Here is a 15154-nt window from a genome sequence, read left to right as displayed (position 1 = left end):
CATGCGTCACCAGCTCGCCACGTTCAAGCTCGACGACCGCCTGTACGGGGTCGACGTCGCCCGGGTCCAGGAGGCCCTGAAGATGCAGGCCCACACCCCGGTCCCGCACGCTCCCGAGGCCGTCGCCGGCCTGGTGAACCTGCGCGGCCAGGTGGTCCTCATGGTGGACCTGCGCGCCCGCCTCGGCCGTGCCCCGTACGGCCCCGAGGACGAGCCGATGATGATGGTCGTCAACATCGACGGCGAGCCCGTCTCGCTCCTGGTGGACCAGGTGGGCGATGTGCTCGAGCTCGACGGCGACAGCTTCGGCCCGCCGCCGCCCACCCTGGAGGAGTCCCTCCAGGAGGTCGTCACCGGCGTCTACTCGCTCGAGGAGGACCTGCTGCTGTCGCTCGACGTGGATCTTGCAGCACAGGTCTGATCCAAGGTTTCACCCAGTCCCCGCCGGCCGCCTCAGGGCAGGTCGGCACCACCTCGGCGTAGGAAGCGCCGGACGAGGAGACATGATGTCAAAGCAGAGCGGGGCGTCCCCCATGGGCGCCGGATCCGCCGGATAGGGGCCGACGATGGCAACTATCAAGGTCCTGGTCGTCGACGACTCCGTCGTCGTGCGCCGCATCGTGACCGACGCTCTCTCGGCTGACAACGCGATCGAGGTCGTGGGTGTCGCCCAGAACGGGTCGATCGCGCTCTCCAAGGCCGCGGCGCTCAAGCCCGACCTCATCACGATGGACATCGAGATGCCCGTGATGAACGGCATCGAGACCGTCACGGAGCTGCGTCGCCGCGGTGTGCGCACCCCGATCATCATGTTCTCGACGCTCACCTCGCACGGTGCGTCCTCCACCCTGGACGCGCTCGCGGCAGGTGCCACCGACTACGTCACCAAGCCGACGCGCGTCGCCGACCCGACGGAGGCCGTCGGCGTCATCAAGGAGCAGCTTCTCCCCAAGATCAAGGCCCTCGTCGGCCGTCCCCGCATGGGTGCGCCCGCACGCGTCGCCCAGCACGACGGCCCCGTCCGTCGGCCACGTGCCGTCGTCATCGGCTCGTCGACCGGTGGCCCCGAGGCTCTCTCGAAGGTCGTCAGCGCGCTTCCCGGCCCGCTCCCGGTCCCGGTGCTCGTCACTCAGCACATGCCGCCCGTGTTCACCGCCCAGCTCGCCGCACGCCTGGACCGCATCGGCCCGAGCCGCGTCGTGGAGGCGAAGGCCGGCGACCGCCTGGAGCCCGGCACCATCTACATCGCGCCCGGTGACTACCACCTCGAGGTCCAGAGCCAGGGAACCCTCGTGAAGGCCGTCACGCACCAGGGCCCGCAGGTCAACTTCTGCCGGCCCGCCGTGGACGTCATGTTCAAGTCGGCCGTGAAGGTGTGGGGCGGCGACCTGCTCGCCGTCGTCCTCACCGGCATGGGCTCGGATGGCCGCGACGCCTGCCGCGACATCAAGGACGCCGGTGGCCGCGTGGTCGTCCAGGACGAGCCGACGTCGGTCGTCTGGGGCATGCCAGGCGCGGTCGCCACGGCCGGACTCGCACATCAGATCCTTCCGATCACGGAGATCGCCCCCGCCATCGCGGGCGCCTTCACCGGCCGGACCGCACGACGCGTGGAGGTGGCACGATGAGCCTCGCACCTGACACATTCGACTTCGTCGCGACGCTGGTGCGCCAGCGCAGCGCGATCCAGCTGGAGAAGGGCAAGGAGTACCTGGTCGAGAGCCGGCTCGCTCCCCTCGCCCGCTCCGCCGGTGCAGCCAACGTGGACGCCTACGTCCGCACGCTGCGCGCCAACACGGGCCTGCACGAGCAGGTCGTCGAGGCGCTCACCACCAACGAGACCTCCTGGTTCCGCGACATCACGCCGTTCAACATGCTGCGCAACACCGTCCTGCCGGACCTGCGCAACCGCGGCTCTCGCCGGATCAAGGTGTGGTCGGCGGCATGCTCGACCGGCCAGGAGGCGTACTCGATCGCCATGACCGTCAAGGACCACCACCCGGACCTCGACCTCAGCATCGTGGCCACGGACCTGTCCGAGGAGGTGCTCGCCAAGGGCCGCCTCGGCGCGTACAGCCAGCTCGAGGTGAACCGGGGCCTTCCCGCACCGGTCCTCGTCAAGCACTTCGTGCGCAAGGGAGCGACCTTCGAGATCGCTCCGCCCCTGCGCCAGCAGGTGACCTTCCGCAAGCACAACCTGCTGGACCAGCCGCCCATGGGCGGACCATTCGACATCGTGTTCCTTCGCAACGTCCTCATCTACTTCGACGTGGCGACGAAGCGCGACGTTCTCGCCAGGGTCCGGCGCTCGCTGGCCCCGGGCGGGTACCTGTTCCTCGGCGCCGCCGAAACAACCATCGGAATCGACGACACCTGGGAGCGGGTCCACGAAGGTGGCAGCTCCGTGTACAGGCCTCGCGAAGGGAAGTAGACGACATGAAGGCACTGGTCATCGACGACTCGCGCGTCATGAGACGCATCGTCGGAGGGATCCTCACCGACGTCGGATTCGACGTGGTGGAGGCCGGAGACGGCAAGGAGGCGCTCGACCGCCTCGAGGAGCACGACGACGTTCAGCTCTGCTGCATCGACTGGAACATGCCGGTGATGACCGGCTTCGAGTTCGTGGTCGAGGCGCGCAAGCGCGACGAGTGGCGCGACATCACGCTGATGATGGTCACCACCGAGGGCGAGCAGAACCAGATCGTCCGCGCGCTCGCCGCCGGCGCTCACGAGTACGTCATCAAGCCGTTCACCCCGGACATCATCATCGACAAGCTGCAGTTCCTGGGGCTGGTCGAGGCGAAGGAGACGCTGTGACCGTCACCACGAACTGGGAGGTCCTCGCGGACCCGGACCCGGTCTTCGCAGTCGCCGAGGACCTGTTCACCACGATGATCGACGGCGAGCCCGGCCACCTCATGCGGTGGTACGGCGAGCGCCCTGCGATCCTCCACCCGACCTACACGTGGGTCGACGTCGTCGGAGCCGGCGACGAGGCCCGCGTGCTCATCTCGATGGGACGGGACACCGGCGAGGACCTCGCCCGCATCCTGTTCGATCTCGAGGACGACGCCCCCGTGGCCGAGACCGACTTCGCCGACGCCGTCGGCGAGCTGGTCAACGTGGTCGGCGGGAACGTCAAGTCCCTCGTCACACACCCGGGCGCCCTCACGATGCCCGAGGTGTCCGACGAGATGCCCACGCTGGCCGACGCCTCACCCGTGGTGGACGCCTGCGTCACGTGGCGAGGCGCACTCCTGTGCGTCAGCCTGTGGGTCCTGAACGAGGACCCTTCGTCCAGGTCATAACCCGACTAACAAGGAAGAGAGGTGGCCGACATGAAGGTTGTCGTCGCCGATGACAGCCGCGTCATGCGGCAGATCGTGATCCGCACGCTCCGCCAAGCGGGTTACGACTGGTGGGACATCGAGGAGGCCGAGAACGGCGCCGATGCCCTCACGAAGATCCGAGCCAACGCGCCCGACTTCGTGCTGTCCGATTGGAACATGCCGGAGATGACCGGCATCGAGCTGCTGCGCAACCTGCGCGGTGAGGGCAACGAGACGCCGTTCGCGTTCGTGACCTCCGAGGGCTCGGATCAGATGCGTGAGACGGCCGAGCAGGCCGGCGCGCTGTTCCTTATCGCCAAGCCGTTCACCGCGGACACGTTCCGCGACACGATCGATCCGCTCCTCGCATGAGCGCCGTCGACCTGAAGCCGACGCCGGTGCCCACGGCGTTCGAGGTCCGGGAGCTGTTCGAGGGCATGCTGGGCCGTGGCGTCGAGTGGGGCGACGGAGATCGCGTCGACCCGCTCGACGGTGCCGCGTGCGCCACCTATGTGGACGACTTCGGCAACGTGAAGGCGATCGCGCTCGTGGACATCCCGCTGATCGCACGTGGCGGCTCGGCGATCGCGCTGATGCCGCAGAACGGGGCCGAGCAGGCCGTGTCGAGCGGCCTCGTGTCGCCTCCGCAGTTCGACAACATGTCGGAGATCCTCAACGTGGCGGCGTCGCTCTTCAACAAGAAGGACACCGTTCACCTGAAGCTGCAGGAGACCTACGCGCCGCGGGAGACCCTGCCTGCGGACGTCAACGAGCTTGCCCTTCAACAGGGCGGCCGGATCGACGGCACGCTGTCGATCCAGGGTTATGGCGAGGGCCGGATCTCGGTCGTCGTCGCCTTCTAGGGGGGACCGTCGAGGCGCGTGCGCCGTTCGCGCTTCGAGGGTTCAGGCATGCCCGCGTCTGCCGCGGCCTCCGATTCGTTCGGGGTCGCGGCGGCCGCGGGCTTTCTGCTGTCCGGGCAGAGGTCCGAACGGGCCCGAGTTCTTGCGCTCGCAGCCGATTGGGCGCCATCTGTAGGTGATATGCCAATAGTTCGGGTTCGCATGAGGAATTCGTCACTGATTCTCACCCCAGGGAATGCGGAGCCGATTCTCCGGGCGTCGGAATCCTTCGTCTTGGAGAGTCATGAAGAACACCGTTACCCGGAACCGTGGCAGGTCCGCCAGGCGCTTCCCGTTGTCCGCGCAGATCAGCCTCGCCTTCGGCACCGTCGTGGTGCTGCTGGCGATCGTCGCCACGACGGCGGTGACGCAGCTGACGCGGCAGGGCGCCGACGATCAGCTGATCATGCAGAAGATCTACCTGGCCGACGCGAAGATCGCCGAGGTCAAGGACGCGGTGGACATCGTCCGCATGCAGACCCTCCGCATGAGGTCCATGGACGAGGCGGAGATCCCCGCCGCGTGGGCCACGCAGCAGGAGAACATCGCGCTCTTCCAGACCAGGATCGACGAGTTCGGAGCGCTCTACCTCGACTACTTCGACGAGGAGATCGCGTATGTCGAGGAGGACGTCGCCGCGTGGGGCTCCTACACGGCCGGTCTCGACGCGCTGTACAGCCCCGGTTCCACCGCTGAGCCGATCACGACCGACCAGCAGGACGCGATCGGCGCCCAGGTGAGCGCCTCCGTAGCGTCGCTCACTGATCAGGTCGCGGAGCAGATCCTCGCGGAGATCGCGGAGGGTGAGGCGCTCGCCTCTCAGATCCGCCTCATCCTGATCGGTGTCGCGGGCATCGCCGTGGCGACCGCGATCGCCATGGGCGTCTGGTTCTCCCGACGCATCCGCGGTGGCGTGTCCCAGGTCAAGACCTCGCTCGACGCTCTTGCGGCGGGCGATCTGACGGTCGAGGCGAAGGTCACCAGCCGGGACGAGATCGGCGACATGGCCACCTCCTTGGGCTCCGCTCAGGCCTCGCTGCGCGAGACGATGGCCGAGGTCATCAGCTCCGCCCAGACTGTGGCCGCCGCCGCCGAGGAGCTCTCGGCCGCCAATGCTCAGGTCGCTGCCGGGTCCCAGGAGACCTCCACCCAGGCCGGCGTCGTCGCCAACGCGGCCGACGAGGTGAACCGCTCGGTCCAGGCCGTCGCCTCCGGCACGGAGCAGATGGGCGCCTCCATCAAGGAGATCTCTCACAACGCGAACGAGGCCGCCCGCATCGCCGCGTCCGCCACGTCGGTCGCCGACGCGACGAACGACCAGGTCGCGAAGCTCGGACTCTCGAGCCAGGAGATCGGCAACGTCATCAAGGTCATCACCGGCATCGCCGAGCAGACCAACCTGCTGGCCCTCAACGCGACCATCGAAGCCGCGCGCGCCGGTGAGGCGGGCAAGGGCTTCGCCGTCGTCGCGGGTGAGGTCAAGGACCTCGCCCAGGAGACCGCGAAGGCCACCGAGGAGGTCGCGCGTCGCGTGGCCGCGATCCAGGAGGACACCGGCGGCGCCGTCGAGGCGATCGGCCAGATCTCCGAGATCGTCCAGCAGATCAACGACTTCCAGATGACCATCGCGTCGGCAGTCGAGGAGCAGACCGCCACGACCACCGAGATGTCGCGTGGGGTCGCCGAGGCTGCCTCGGGTTCTGCGGACATCGCGGGCAACATCTCGACGGTGGCGCAGGCCTCCGCAGACTCGGCCCAGGTGCTCGACCAGATCGGCGCGAGCGTCAACGAGCTCGCCGAGCTCAGCGCGAACCTGCGCTCGAAGGTCGAGCAGTTCACCTACTGACGCGCAGCACCTCGTGACCGTGTGAGGTGGTCGTCGCTCCGCCGACGCGGCGGGCGGCGGCCACCAGCACAGCGCGAACGACACGGATACCCCGCGGGGCTTTTCTCTCGAAGGCTCACCGAGTGACTCCTCCTGTCGATGAGCGGTCTGAAACCATTCATCGTCTGGAGCATCATGAAGACCCTGACCGCCCCCGTGCGCGCACGGCGCCTTGCGCGTTTCCCCCTGTCCGCGCAGTTCACCGCCGCCTTCGGCCTCGTCCTCGTGGCTTTGCTCGCCGTGGGCCTCGTCGGCGTGCTGCAGCTCAGCAGCTCATCCGCCCGCGACCACGAGCTCATCGCTCAGCTCGAGAGCTCGGACGCGAACGTCCTGGCGATGGAGAAGGGCTTCGCCGAGGTCGAGAAGCAGATCATCCGCCTCGAGGGCATGACCGAGCAGGAGCTCGGCGCTGGCTTCGAGGAGCTCTCCGCGCGCTTCGACGAGATGGACGCCGCCATCGGCGCCTTCGTCACCGACTATCAGGAGAGCTTCGGGGTGCCCGTCTCGGACCTTGAGCGGAAGGTCGGCGACTGGGAGACCTTCCAGGCCATGGCTCAGGACCACTACACCTCCGCCGACGTCGCCTCACGCCCCACCGAGGCCCAGATGGACGCGCAGACGGCGCTCGTCGCGCAGAACATCGACGAGCTCGTCGAAGAGGTGCACGGAACCGTCGAGGCCCAGATCACCGCAGCGGAGAGCAGCGCAGAGACCGTGCGCCTTGTCATGATCGGTGTGGTGCTGCTCGGAGTCGTCGCCGCAGTGCTCGCCGGTGTGACTCTGTCGCGCCGCATCACGGCAGCCGCCGCGAAGGTCAAGCATTCCCTTGAGGCGCTCGCCGACGGCGACATCACTGTCGAGGCGCACGTGGACAGCGGCGACGAGATCGGCGACATGTCGCGCTCGCTCGCCAAGGCGCAGGCGTCGCTGCGGGAGACGATGGCCGAGGTCATCACCTCCGCACAGATGGTCGCCGCGGCCGCTGAGGAGCTCTCTGCCGCCAATGCCCAGGTGGCCGCAGGCTCCCAGGAGGCCTCCACGCAGGCTGGCGTGGTCGCGACCGCCGCTGAGGAGGTCAACCGTTCCGTCCAGACCGTCGCGTCGGGCGCCGAGCAGATGGGTGCGTCGATCCGCGAGATCTCCCACAACGCCAACGAGGCTGCGCGTGTGGCCTCCAATGCAACGGCGGTCGCCGACACCACGAACGAGCGCGTCGGCAAGCTCGGCGTCTCCTCGCAGGAGATCGGCAACGTCATCAAGGTCATCACGGGCATCGCCGAGCAGACCAACCTGCTCGCGCTGAACGCGACCATCGAGGCGGCCAGGGCTGGCGAGGCGGGCAAGGGCTTCGCCGTCGTCGCGAACGAGGTGAAGGACCTGGCTCAGGAGACGGCGAAGGCCACCGAGGAGGTGGCGCGTCGCGTCCAGGCCATCCAGGACGACACCGAGGGCGCCGTCGAGGCGATCGCCGAGATCTCGGAGATCGTCAAGCAGATCTCCGACTTCCAGATGACCATCGCGTCGGCCGTGGAGGAGCAGACCGCCACGACCACCGAGATGTCGAGGGGCGTGGCCGAGGCGGCGACCGGCTCGGGTGACATCGCCGGCAACATCGCGACCGTCGCGCAGACGTCCGCAGACTCGGCAGAGGTGCTCGACCAGATCCAGGCGAGCGTCAACGAGCTGGCCGAGCTCTCGACGAGCCTGCGCGGCCGAGTGGAGCACTTCACCTTCTGACCCCTCGGGGTACGTGGTTGGCGGTCGGGGTCCTGGTTCGTTCACGGGGCCCCGACCGTGCTAACATTTCCCGGCACGCGCGAGTGGCGGAATAGGCAGACGCGCACGGTTCAGGTCCGTGTGCCCGAAAGGGCGTGGGGGTTCAACTCCCCCCTCGCGCACGTGAAGAAAGGCCCCCGAGAGATCGGGGGCCTTTCGCTTTGCCTGGGCGAGCGTGCGCCCCGCCGCCGCTTCAGTGTCGGGCCCGGGTGAGAACATCGTCGGGAAGAGCGTGTGGCGGCAGGGGGTGCAGATGCGCGGCGAGGCGACGGTGCTCCATGCCGATCTCGACGCGTTCTACGCCTCGGTCGAGCAGCGGGATGATCCCGCACTGCGGGGACGGCCCGTGATCGTGGGCGGCGGTGTCGTGGCCGCCGCGAGCTATGAGGCGAAGGCTCGGGGGGTTCGCACCGCGATGAGCACACAGCGGGCGCGCGCACTGTGCCCCGAGGTCATCGTCGTCCCGCCCCGGATGGAGGCCTACTCCGCCGCCAGCCGTAGCGTGTTCGCGATCTTCCACGACACCACGCCCTACGTGGAGGGCATCTCGATCGACGAGGCGTTCCTCGAGGTCGGGGGGCTGCGCCGCCTGGCCGGAACTCCCGAGCAGATCGCCGTGCGACTCCGGGAACGCGTGCGGGCCGAGGTCGGGCTCCCGATCTCTGTGGGCGTGGCGAGAACCAAGTTCCTTGCGAAGGTGGCGAGCGCGGCCAGCAAGCCTGACGGGCTCCTCGTGGTGGAGCCGGACCGCGAGGAGGAGTTCCTTCATCCACTCCCGGTCGAACGACTCTGGGGCGTCGGCGCGGTGACCGCGGAGAAGCTGCATAGGAACGGGATTCGGACCGTCGGACAGTTGGCCGCGCTTGAGGCTGAGACGGCCGAGCGATGGCTCGGCAAGGCGGCCGGTGCGCACCTTCACGCGCTGGCCCGGCTCCGGGATCCGCGGCCCGTGGAGGCCACCACACGCCACGAGTCCATCGGCTCGCAGCGAGCACTGGGCAACCGCGCGTACTCGGGCGCTGAGCTCTCGGCCATCCTCACCCAGATCATCGACGGGCTCGCGAAGCGTCTACGTGATCGCGGATCCTCGTGCAGCACCGTGGTCCTGAGGCTCCGGTTCGGCGACTTCACCAAGGCGACCCGATCGCGCACTCTCGCCACACCCACCGATCGCACCGAGGTGCTGCTCGCCGTCGCCCAGCGACTGCTCGCCGCCGTGGATCCCGACATCTCCGCACGGGGCATCACCCTCATCGGCGTGTCGTTTGCGCAGCTGACTCGCGGTGGCGAAGTGCAGCCCGAACTTCCCCTCGATTGGAACGACGGGGCACGCATCGACACCGCGCTCGACGCGGTGCGCGATCGGTTCGGCTCCGCCGCCGTCACCCGTGCGACGCTTCTGGGCCGCGATCCCGGAGTGTCGGCGCCGCGGCTGCCCGAGCACGACTAGGCGCGCGGCCTCCGTGCGACCGCGGACTTCGCGCTCGAGGCCGCTTGGCTCACCTTCTTGCCTGTGGCCTTCGACGCGCTGATCGCAGCCGAGCCGGCAGTGGTGGCCGCAGATCCCACCACCGCGCCCGTCTTCGAGGCCACGCTCCTGGCCGACGAGCGTGCCGCCCGCATCGCGACCACGGCCCTCGACGGGTCAGGGACTCCGTCTCCGTCGCTGTCGTTGAGCTCGAGCCATTCGGGCCATTGCTCCATGGGCGCGGAGAAGCCCTCGCGGCACGACTTCACGACGCTCTTGCCGAAGTAGTAGCTGGTCGCCCCGCCGGCGACGGCTCCGATCACCGGCACCGCCTTGGAGCTCACCTTCACGCCGCCCATGACGGCGCCCTGAGCGATCGCGTTCTTGGCGAGCACCATCGTCACCGGCACCAGAGCGGAGTCGGGGAGCTGCTGCGAGAGCAGGTCGCCCCACTTGGGGGACACCGCCGACGCTGCGACACCGACCGCCTTGCGGGAGCCGCGGACCGTCGCGCTCGCGGGCAGCGCCGACATGACGATCTCGGTGATCTTGCTCTTGCGCTTCTCACCCAGCAACGCGGCGAGCACGAGCGCCTTCGCCCGCTCCGGGTCGTCGATCTCGACGCCGCGCAGCTCGGCCATGCACAGTGCGAACAGCGCGGTCGTCTCGTAGAAGAACAGCAGGTCGGTGACGCCGAGCCCGATCGCGACGGGGATGCCGACGGCGGGGATGGTCGCGGAAGCGCCGATCGCGGCTGACGTCGCGGTCGTGGTCGCGACGTACTGCGACTCGATCTTCTTCATCACCTGCGCGGGCGTCGCCGAGGGGTCCCTGCGGCGGACCTCCTTGATGTAGGCGGTCACCGCGGGCCGTTGCACGGCGATCGCCTTGAACACACGCTCCTGGAAGTCGGGCGGCAGCGCCGTCGTCGCCGGCCCCGCTCCTGTTCGCGTCACATCGGTCATCGTGGTCGCACGCCTCCCCGCGGTCGACTGGTGTCACCCCACATAACCAGCGGGGACGCGCCTTCGTTCCCGGACGACTACTGCGCGGGGCGCGCCTTCAGCCACTGCAGCGCCTCGACGGCGAGCGCGTGGTCGTCCTGCTGCGCGAGCCCGGACACGGTGAGCGTGCCGACCATTCCGACGCCGTCGATCAGCACGGGCACGCAACCTCCGTGCGCCACGTACTCGGTGAAGGGGAGCTTCGTGGTGTCGTTGAAGTCGCGCCCCTTGGCGGCGTGCGAGCGGCCGACGATGAGGCTCGAGGTCTCGAAGCGGCGCACCGTGCGAATCTTCCGCGCGATCCAGTCGTCGTTGTCAGGCGTGGTGCCGGCGAGCGCCACGTGGAACACCTGCTGGTCGCCCTTGCGGATGTCGACGGTGATGCCGAGCGACTCGGCCCGCCCGCGCTCGACGATCCAGGAGCCCAGCGCCCACGCGTCGTCGTGGGTGAAGCGCGTGAGCGCGAGGCTGCTCTCCTGCTCGCGAAGCGCGGCCACCTGGGCGGCGAGGTCCTGGTGGGTGTGCGGCATGACTCTCCCTTCGCGCGGCGTCGCGTCGTTGCGGCCGCTGCCTACTGGATGTCTACCGGACTTCGACGCCCAGGTACAGCGACGCTCCGTCGCGCCCTAGTGAGGGCTCATCAGCCCCGTCTGCTCGCCGGATTCCTCGAGGTAGGCGGTACGGCGCGCGAACAGGTCGGGGACGCGGTCGCGTACCCGCTGGATGAGCTCGGGCATGTCCGCGGTGGTGAGCTCGCCGTCGTCCACGACGACCTTCCCGGCGACCATGGTGAGGGTGACGTCCGAGCCCCGGACGGCGTGCACCAGGTTGTGGTGGATGTTCGCGTAGGGGCCCGACGGGAGCAGCGGCGTCATGCGCGGAGTGTCCGTGCGGACGGCGACTGCGTCGGCCTGCTTGCCGACCTCGAGCGAGCCGAGCCGGTCCCCCTGGCCGATCGCCCGCGCGCCGCCGGTGGTGGCCATCTCGAGCACCTGCCACGAGTCCATCGCGGCGGCGTCCATCGCTCGGAGCTTCCCCATGAGGGAGGCGACCTTCATCTCCTCGAACATGTCCAGGTTGTTGTTCTCCTTCTCGCCGTCGGTGCCGATGCCGACGGCGACCCCTGCGGCCAGCATCTCCGCGACGGGCGCGAAGCCGCTCGCGAGCTTCATGTTGCTGACGGGGTTGTGCGAGGCGCTGACGCCGTGCGACGCGATCAGCTCCACCTCGGACTCGTCGAGCCAGACGGCGTGGGCGATCATCGTCTGCGGGGTGTCGAAGAAGCTCAGGGACTCGAGCGCGGGCATGGGCCGCTTGCCCGTGCGCTCCAGGAACAGCTGCACGTCGAGCTCGGACTCGGAGCAGTGCGTGTACAGGCCGGTGCCGTACTGCTGCGCGAGCGCGATCGCCCGGCGCTGGCCCGCGTCGTCCGCGTAGAAGGGGTGCTCGAGCCCCACCCACGGCATGATCCGCCCGTCTGCCGCGCCTGACCACTCCTTGAGCATCCGCTCGTTGTCGTCGAGCGTGTCGAAGTAGTCGTAGTCGGGGTGCTCGCCCACGTAGTTGACGGTGACGACGCGGTTGCCCAGGGCCGACGCCGCGCGGGCCGCGCCGTCCATGTAGCGCCACATGTCGACGACGGTGGTGGAGCCCGAGAGCAGGCCCTCCGCGTAACAGAGCCACGACGCGGCCTCGGCGTCCTCCGGGGTGAGGACGCGGTGCATGGGGTCGATGTGCAGGCGCAGCCATTCCCACACGGGGAGGTGCTCGGCGGTGCCGCGCAGCATGCCGGAGTGGTGGTGCGCGTTGACGAGGCCGGGCATGAGGACGTGATCCGCGAGGTGCCGCGCGGGGGCGTCGGGGTAGGCGGCGGTCAGCTCGTCGGAGGTGCCGACGGCGACGATCGTGCCGTCGTCGTGCGCGAAACCCGAGTCCGTGAGCACGCTGCGATCGGCGTCCATTGGGACGAAGATGTCGGCTGTCAGGATCTGCACGGCCATGGGGACCTCCTCGGTGTCGGCGAGAAGTCCACCACAGGGGTGTTTCGGTGCAGTTTCCGCGCAGCGGGAGCGCTCTATCGGGAGTGCGGAGGGGGAGGGGGCCTCTCGGGTTGCCAAATACCAATCGCCGACCGGTATTGTGGGTGCGAGCCCGATGCCGTGCGCATCGTCGACACCGATCTGAAGGAACCTCATGTCCGTCGTGAACGCGATCGTCGCCACCTCCCCGACTGCCCCTCTTGAGCGCGGCACCGTCACCCGACGAGACCCGGGACCGCGCGACGTCGCGATCGAGATCGCATGGGCGGGCGTGTGCCACTCCGACATCCACACCGCCCGTGACGAGTGGGGACAGATGGAGTACCCCCTCGCCGTCGGCCACGAGATCACCGGGGTCGTCACGGCGGTCGGCTCCGAGGTCACGCGACACAGCGTCGGCGACCGCGTCGGCGTGGGCTGCATGGTCGGCTCGTGCCGCGAATGCGCCAACTGCAAGGCGGGGCACGAGCAGTACTGCGAGAAGGGCTTCGTCGCCACTTACGGCGCCGTGGACGAGGATGGCACCATCACCCAGGGCGGCTATGCGACCGACGTGGTGGTCGCCGAGGACTTCGTGCTCGCCATCCCCGACGCCCTTCCGCTCGACAAGGCCGCACCGCTGCTGTGCGCCGGCATCACCACCTACTCGCCGCTCTCCCACTGGAAGGTGGGCCCCGGCGTCCGCGTCGCGGTGGTCGGCATGGGCGGACTGGGCCACCTGGCCGTCAAGCTCGCGCACGCCATGGGTGCCGAGGTGACCGTCCTCTCGCAGTCGCTGCGCAAGAAGGACGATGGGCTCGCGTTCGGCGCGGACCACTTCTATGCCACGAGCGACCCCGAGACCTTCACGACGCTCGCCCGCAGCTTCGACGTCATCCTCAACACCGTGAGCGCGCCCTTGGCGATCGACGACTACCTGGGCCTGCTGGACCTCAACGGCACCTTCGTCAGCGTGGGAGCGCCGCCCGAGCCCGCCCAGGTCACGCTGTTCACGCTCTTCACCAACCGGCGTCGTTTCGCGGGCTCAAGCATCGGCGGCATCGCCGAGACCGCCGAGATGCTCGAGTTCTGCGCCGAGAACGACGTGGTGCCCGAGATCGAGGTCATCTCCGCCGACCAGATCAACGAGGCCTGGGAGCGCGTGGTGCGCGGCGACGTGCGCTACCGCTACGTCATCGACATCGACTCGCTGCGCGACTAGCCGAGAGGAGCGAGGCCCGGGCGAGGAGCCGCCTGGGCCTAGTGGCCGCCCGCTGCGATGTAGACGATCGCGCCGACGATCGCCGCGATGATCACGGCGAAGCACGCGATCGCGACGGCGGCCCGACTCCCGCGGACATGCCCGTCCTCGTCACGCGCGCCGGTGCCGGCGAGGGCACGCACACCCACGGCGAACAGTGCCGGAAGCCCTGCGCCGACGATCAGCCCGAACAGGACCACCTGTCCGAGCGCGCTCCACTCGATGTACTCGCTCATGCCTGATCACGCTTCCCGCCTGCGCCCGCGCCGGTGCCCTCGGCGATGAGCTCCACATCGTGGGCCTCGACGGCCTCGGCGACGATCTCGTCGGCCTGCTCGCCCGGCTCCCACTCGTGGTTGACGTTGTGGTGGCCGACGGGCTCGCGGCGAGACAGCACGTAGAACACCGCGGCGGAGATGAGCAGAAGGCCGAACACCACGTACGAGCCGACGTCGCCGCCGACGAACGTGTCGATCCCATAGAACAGTGCGCCGACGGCGCCCGCCGCGGGTACGGTGATGAGCCACGCCGAGAACATGCGTCCGGCCACGCCCCAGCGGACCTTCGCGCCGCGCATGCCGACCCCCGACCCGAGGATCGAGCCGGTCGCCACGTGCGTGGTGGACAGCGAGTAGCCGAAGTGGCTCGACAGCAGGATCACGGCGGCCGACGACGTCTCGGCGGCCATGCCCTGACGCGACTCGAGCTCGACGAGGCCCTTGCCGAGCGTGCGGATCACGCGCCAGCCTCCCGTGTACGTGCCGAGCGCCATGGCGAGCGCACAGGACACGATCACCCAGAACGGCACGGACGAGTCCGACGGCACCGCGCCGGCGGCGATGAGCGCGAGCAGGATGATGCCCATCGACTTCTGCGCGTCGTTGGTGCCGTGCGCGAGTGAGACGAGCGAGGCGGAGCCGATCTGGCCCCAGCGGAACATCTTGTCGTTGGACTCCTGCGGGACGTCCTTCGTGAGGCGCGTCACGAGCGCCGTGCCGACGCTCGCCACGAGGATCGCGACGATCGGGGCGATGAGCGCGGGCAGCAGCACCTTGGAGATGAGGCCGTCCCACAGCACTCCCGCGGAGCCCGCGGCGGCGAGGGCAGCGCCGACGACGCCGCCCACGAGCGCATGCGAGGAGCTGGAGGGTATGCCCAGCAGCCAGGTGAGGAGGTTCCAGACGATGCCACCGGCGAGGCCTGCGAGCACCACCTCGAGCGTCACGACGCCGGAGTCGACGATGCCCGTGGCGATCGTCGCGGCCACGGTCAGCGACAGGAACGCGCCGACCATGTTCAGGGAGGCGGAGAGCAGCACCGCCTGCTTGGGCTTGAGCGCGCGCGTGGCGATCGAGGTCGCCATCGCGTTCCCTGTGTCGTGGAAGCCGTTGGTGAAGTCGAAGGCGAGCGCGGTGGCTACGACGATGACGAGCAGCACCGGTTCGTTCACGGGAACAATTGTCGTCCGTCCCACGAGCGCGCGAGGCCACGAGCGGGCGGTATCCGGC

Annotated in this window: 16 protein-coding genes and 1 tRNA gene; 12 read left to right on the top strand and 5 right to left on the bottom strand. The window is 69.0% G+C overall.

The window, feature by feature from the left end:
• Position 1 precedes the first annotated feature (1 nt).
• The 11 genes from QQX04_RS05020 (at position 2) to dinB (ending at position 9345) form a co-directional block, all read left to right on the top strand.
• A complete protein-coding gene (locus QQX04_RS05020) occupies positions 2 to 421 on the top strand; it encodes a chemotaxis protein CheW (protein ID WP_301126829.1) in 420 nt (139 codons plus the stop codon).
• A gap of 145 nt (positions 422 to 566) precedes the next feature.
• The gene (locus QQX04_RS05015) at positions 567 to 1628 is read left to right on the top strand and encodes a protein-glutamate methylesterase/protein-glutamine glutaminase (RefSeq protein ID WP_301126825.1); all 1062 of its coding nucleotides are present in this window, start codon (positions 567 to 569) and stop codon (positions 1626 to 1628) included.
• The gene (locus QQX04_RS05010) at positions 1625 to 2431 is read left to right on the top strand and encodes a CheR family methyltransferase (RefSeq protein WP_301126823.1); all 807 of its coding nucleotides are present in this window, start codon (positions 1625 to 1627) and stop codon (positions 2429 to 2431) included. The genes QQX04_RS05015 and QQX04_RS05010 overlap by 4 nt, the downstream gene beginning before the upstream one ends.
• Positions 2432 to 2436: 5 nt before the next feature.
• Positions 2437 to 2820 carry a response regulator gene (locus QQX04_RS05005; protein ID WP_301126821.1) on the top strand — a complete coding sequence of 128 codons (384 nt, stop codon included), beginning with the start codon at positions 2437 to 2439 and terminating at the stop codon, positions 2818 to 2820.
• Positions 2817 to 3311, top strand: a complete 495-nt coding sequence (locus QQX04_RS05000; protein WP_301126820.1) for a chemotaxis protein CheX — start codon at positions 2817 to 2819, stop codon at positions 3309 to 3311. Before QQX04_RS05005 ends, QQX04_RS05000 begins: the two co-directional genes overlap by 4 nt.
• A 30-nt stretch (positions 3312 to 3341) precedes the next feature.
• A complete protein-coding gene (locus tag QQX04_RS04995; RefSeq protein ID WP_301126818.1) occupies positions 3342 to 3704 on the top strand; it encodes a response regulator in 363 nt (120 codons plus the stop codon).
• A complete protein-coding gene (locus QQX04_RS04990; RefSeq protein ID WP_301126817.1) occupies positions 3701 to 4195 on the top strand; it encodes a hypothetical protein in 495 nt (164 codons plus the stop codon). Before QQX04_RS04995 ends, QQX04_RS04990 begins: the two co-directional genes overlap by 4 nt.
• A 283-nt stretch (positions 4196 to 4478) precedes the next feature.
• Complete coding sequence (locus tag QQX04_RS04985) at positions 4479 to 6080, top strand: methyl-accepting chemotaxis protein (protein ID WP_301126815.1); 1602 nt, start codon at positions 4479 to 4481, stop codon at positions 6078 to 6080.
• A gap of 174 nt (positions 6081 to 6254) precedes the next feature.
• The gene (locus QQX04_RS04980; protein ID WP_301126813.1) at positions 6255 to 7856 is read left to right on the top strand and encodes a methyl-accepting chemotaxis protein; all 1602 of its coding nucleotides are present in this window, start codon (positions 6255 to 6257) and stop codon (positions 7854 to 7856) included.
• Between the two features lie 77 nt (positions 7857 to 7933).
• Positions 7934 to 8017: transfer RNA gene (locus tag QQX04_RS04975), tRNA-Leu, on the top strand.
• A 131-nt stretch (positions 8018 to 8148) separates the two neighbouring features.
• Complete coding sequence (gene dinB / locus QQX04_RS04970; RefSeq protein WP_301126812.1) at positions 8149 to 9345, top strand: DNA polymerase IV; 1197 nt, start codon at positions 8149 to 8151, stop codon at positions 9343 to 9345.
• Here the strand turns inward: dinB and QQX04_RS04965 are convergent.
• From QQX04_RS04965 to QQX04_RS04955, 3 genes are all read right to left on the bottom strand, one after another.
• Positions 9342 to 10319, bottom strand: coding sequence for a hypothetical protein (locus QQX04_RS04965; protein WP_301126810.1), 978 nt, complete (start codon positions 10317 to 10319; stop codon positions 9342 to 9344). The genes dinB and QQX04_RS04965 overlap by 4 nt on opposite strands.
• Positions 10320 to 10405: 86 nt before the next feature.
• The gene (locus QQX04_RS04960; RefSeq protein WP_301126808.1) at positions 10406 to 10897 is read right to left on the bottom strand and encodes a heme-degrading domain-containing protein; all 492 of its coding nucleotides are present in this window, start codon (positions 10895 to 10897) and stop codon (positions 10406 to 10408) included.
• A 96-nt stretch (positions 10898 to 10993) separates the two neighbouring features.
• Entirely contained in the window at positions 10994 to 12367 is a 1374-nt protein-coding gene (locus QQX04_RS04955; protein WP_301126806.1) for an amidohydrolase family protein, read from the bottom strand.
• A 193-nt stretch (positions 12368 to 12560) separates the two neighbouring features.
• On the opposite strand from QQX04_RS04955, the gene QQX04_RS04950 reads away from it, so the two are divergent.
• Positions 12561 to 13607, top strand: coding sequence for an NAD(P)-dependent alcohol dehydrogenase (locus QQX04_RS04950; RefSeq protein WP_301126804.1), 1047 nt, complete (start codon positions 12561 to 12563; stop codon positions 13605 to 13607).
• A gap of 38 nt (positions 13608 to 13645) precedes the next feature.
• On the opposite strand, the gene QQX04_RS04945 is transcribed toward QQX04_RS04950, so the two are convergent.
• Together QQX04_RS04945 and QQX04_RS04940 are read right to left on the bottom strand one after the other, a co-directional pair.
• Positions 13646 to 13882, bottom strand: coding sequence for a hypothetical protein (locus tag QQX04_RS04945; protein ID WP_301126803.1), 237 nt, complete (start codon positions 13880 to 13882; stop codon positions 13646 to 13648).
• Positions 13879 to 15096, bottom strand: coding sequence for an inorganic phosphate transporter (locus tag QQX04_RS04940; protein ID WP_301126802.1), 1218 nt, complete (start codon positions 15094 to 15096; stop codon positions 13879 to 13881). The genes QQX04_RS04945 and QQX04_RS04940 overlap by 4 nt, the downstream gene beginning before the upstream one ends.
• Between the last annotated feature and the right edge of the window lie 58 nt (positions 15097 to 15154).

Origin of the sequence: Demequina zhanjiangensis, from assembly GCF_030418315.1 — a bacterium.
In the GTDB taxonomy this organism is placed as follows: Bacteria; Actinomycetota; Actinomycetes; order Actinomycetales; family Demequinaceae; genus Demequina; species Demequina zhanjiangensis.
The sequence above is the reverse complement of the archived record's forward strand: the minus strand, read 5'-3'. Positions and strand labels throughout refer to the sequence as shown.

What these genes read in the sequence shown, in the direction of transcription:
- QQX04_RS05020 (WP_301126829.1), top strand. Translation starts at nt 2, where the DNA reads ATGCGTCACCAGCTCGCCACGTTCAAGCTCGACGACCGCCTGTACGGG.
- QQX04_RS05015 (WP_301126825.1), top strand. Translation starts at nt 567, where the DNA reads ATGGCAACTATCAAGGTCCTGGTCGTCGACGACTCCGTCGTCGTGCGC.
- QQX04_RS05010 (WP_301126823.1), top strand. Translation starts at nt 1,625, where the DNA reads ATGAGCCTCGCACCTGACACATTCGACTTCGTCGCGACGCTGGTGCGC.
- QQX04_RS05005 (WP_301126821.1), top strand. Translation starts at nt 2,437, where the DNA reads ATGAAGGCACTGGTCATCGACGACTCGCGCGTCATGAGACGCATCGTC.
- QQX04_RS04995 (WP_301126818.1), top strand. Translation starts at nt 3,342, where the DNA reads ATGAAGGTTGTCGTCGCCGATGACAGCCGCGTCATGCGGCAGATCGTG.
- QQX04_RS04990 (WP_301126817.1), top strand. Translation starts at nt 3,701, where the DNA reads ATGAGCGCCGTCGACCTGAAGCCGACGCCGGTGCCCACGGCGTTCGAG.
- QQX04_RS04985 (WP_301126815.1), top strand. Translation starts at nt 4,479, where the DNA reads ATGAAGAACACCGTTACCCGGAACCGTGGCAGGTCCGCCAGGCGCTTC.
- QQX04_RS04980 (WP_301126813.1), top strand. Translation starts at nt 6,255, where the DNA reads ATGAAGACCCTGACCGCCCCCGTGCGCGCACGGCGCCTTGCGCGTTTC.
- dinB (WP_301126812.1), top strand. Translation starts at nt 8,149, where the DNA reads ATGCGCGGCGAGGCGACGGTGCTCCATGCCGATCTCGACGCGTTCTAC.
- QQX04_RS04960 (WP_301126808.1), bottom strand. Translation starts at nt 10,897, where the DNA reads ATGCCGCACACCCACCAGGACCTCGCCGCCCAGGTGGCCGCGCTTCGC.
- QQX04_RS04955 (WP_301126806.1), bottom strand. Translation starts at nt 12,367, where the DNA reads ATGGCCGTGCAGATCCTGACAGCCGACATCTTCGTCCCAATGGACGCC.
- QQX04_RS04950 (WP_301126804.1), top strand. Translation starts at nt 12,561, where the DNA reads ATGTCCGTCGTGAACGCGATCGTCGCCACCTCCCCGACTGCCCCTCTT.
- QQX04_RS04945 (WP_301126803.1), bottom strand. Translation starts at nt 13,882, where the DNA reads ATGAGCGAGTACATCGAGTGGAGCGCGCTCGGACAGGTGGTCCTGTTC.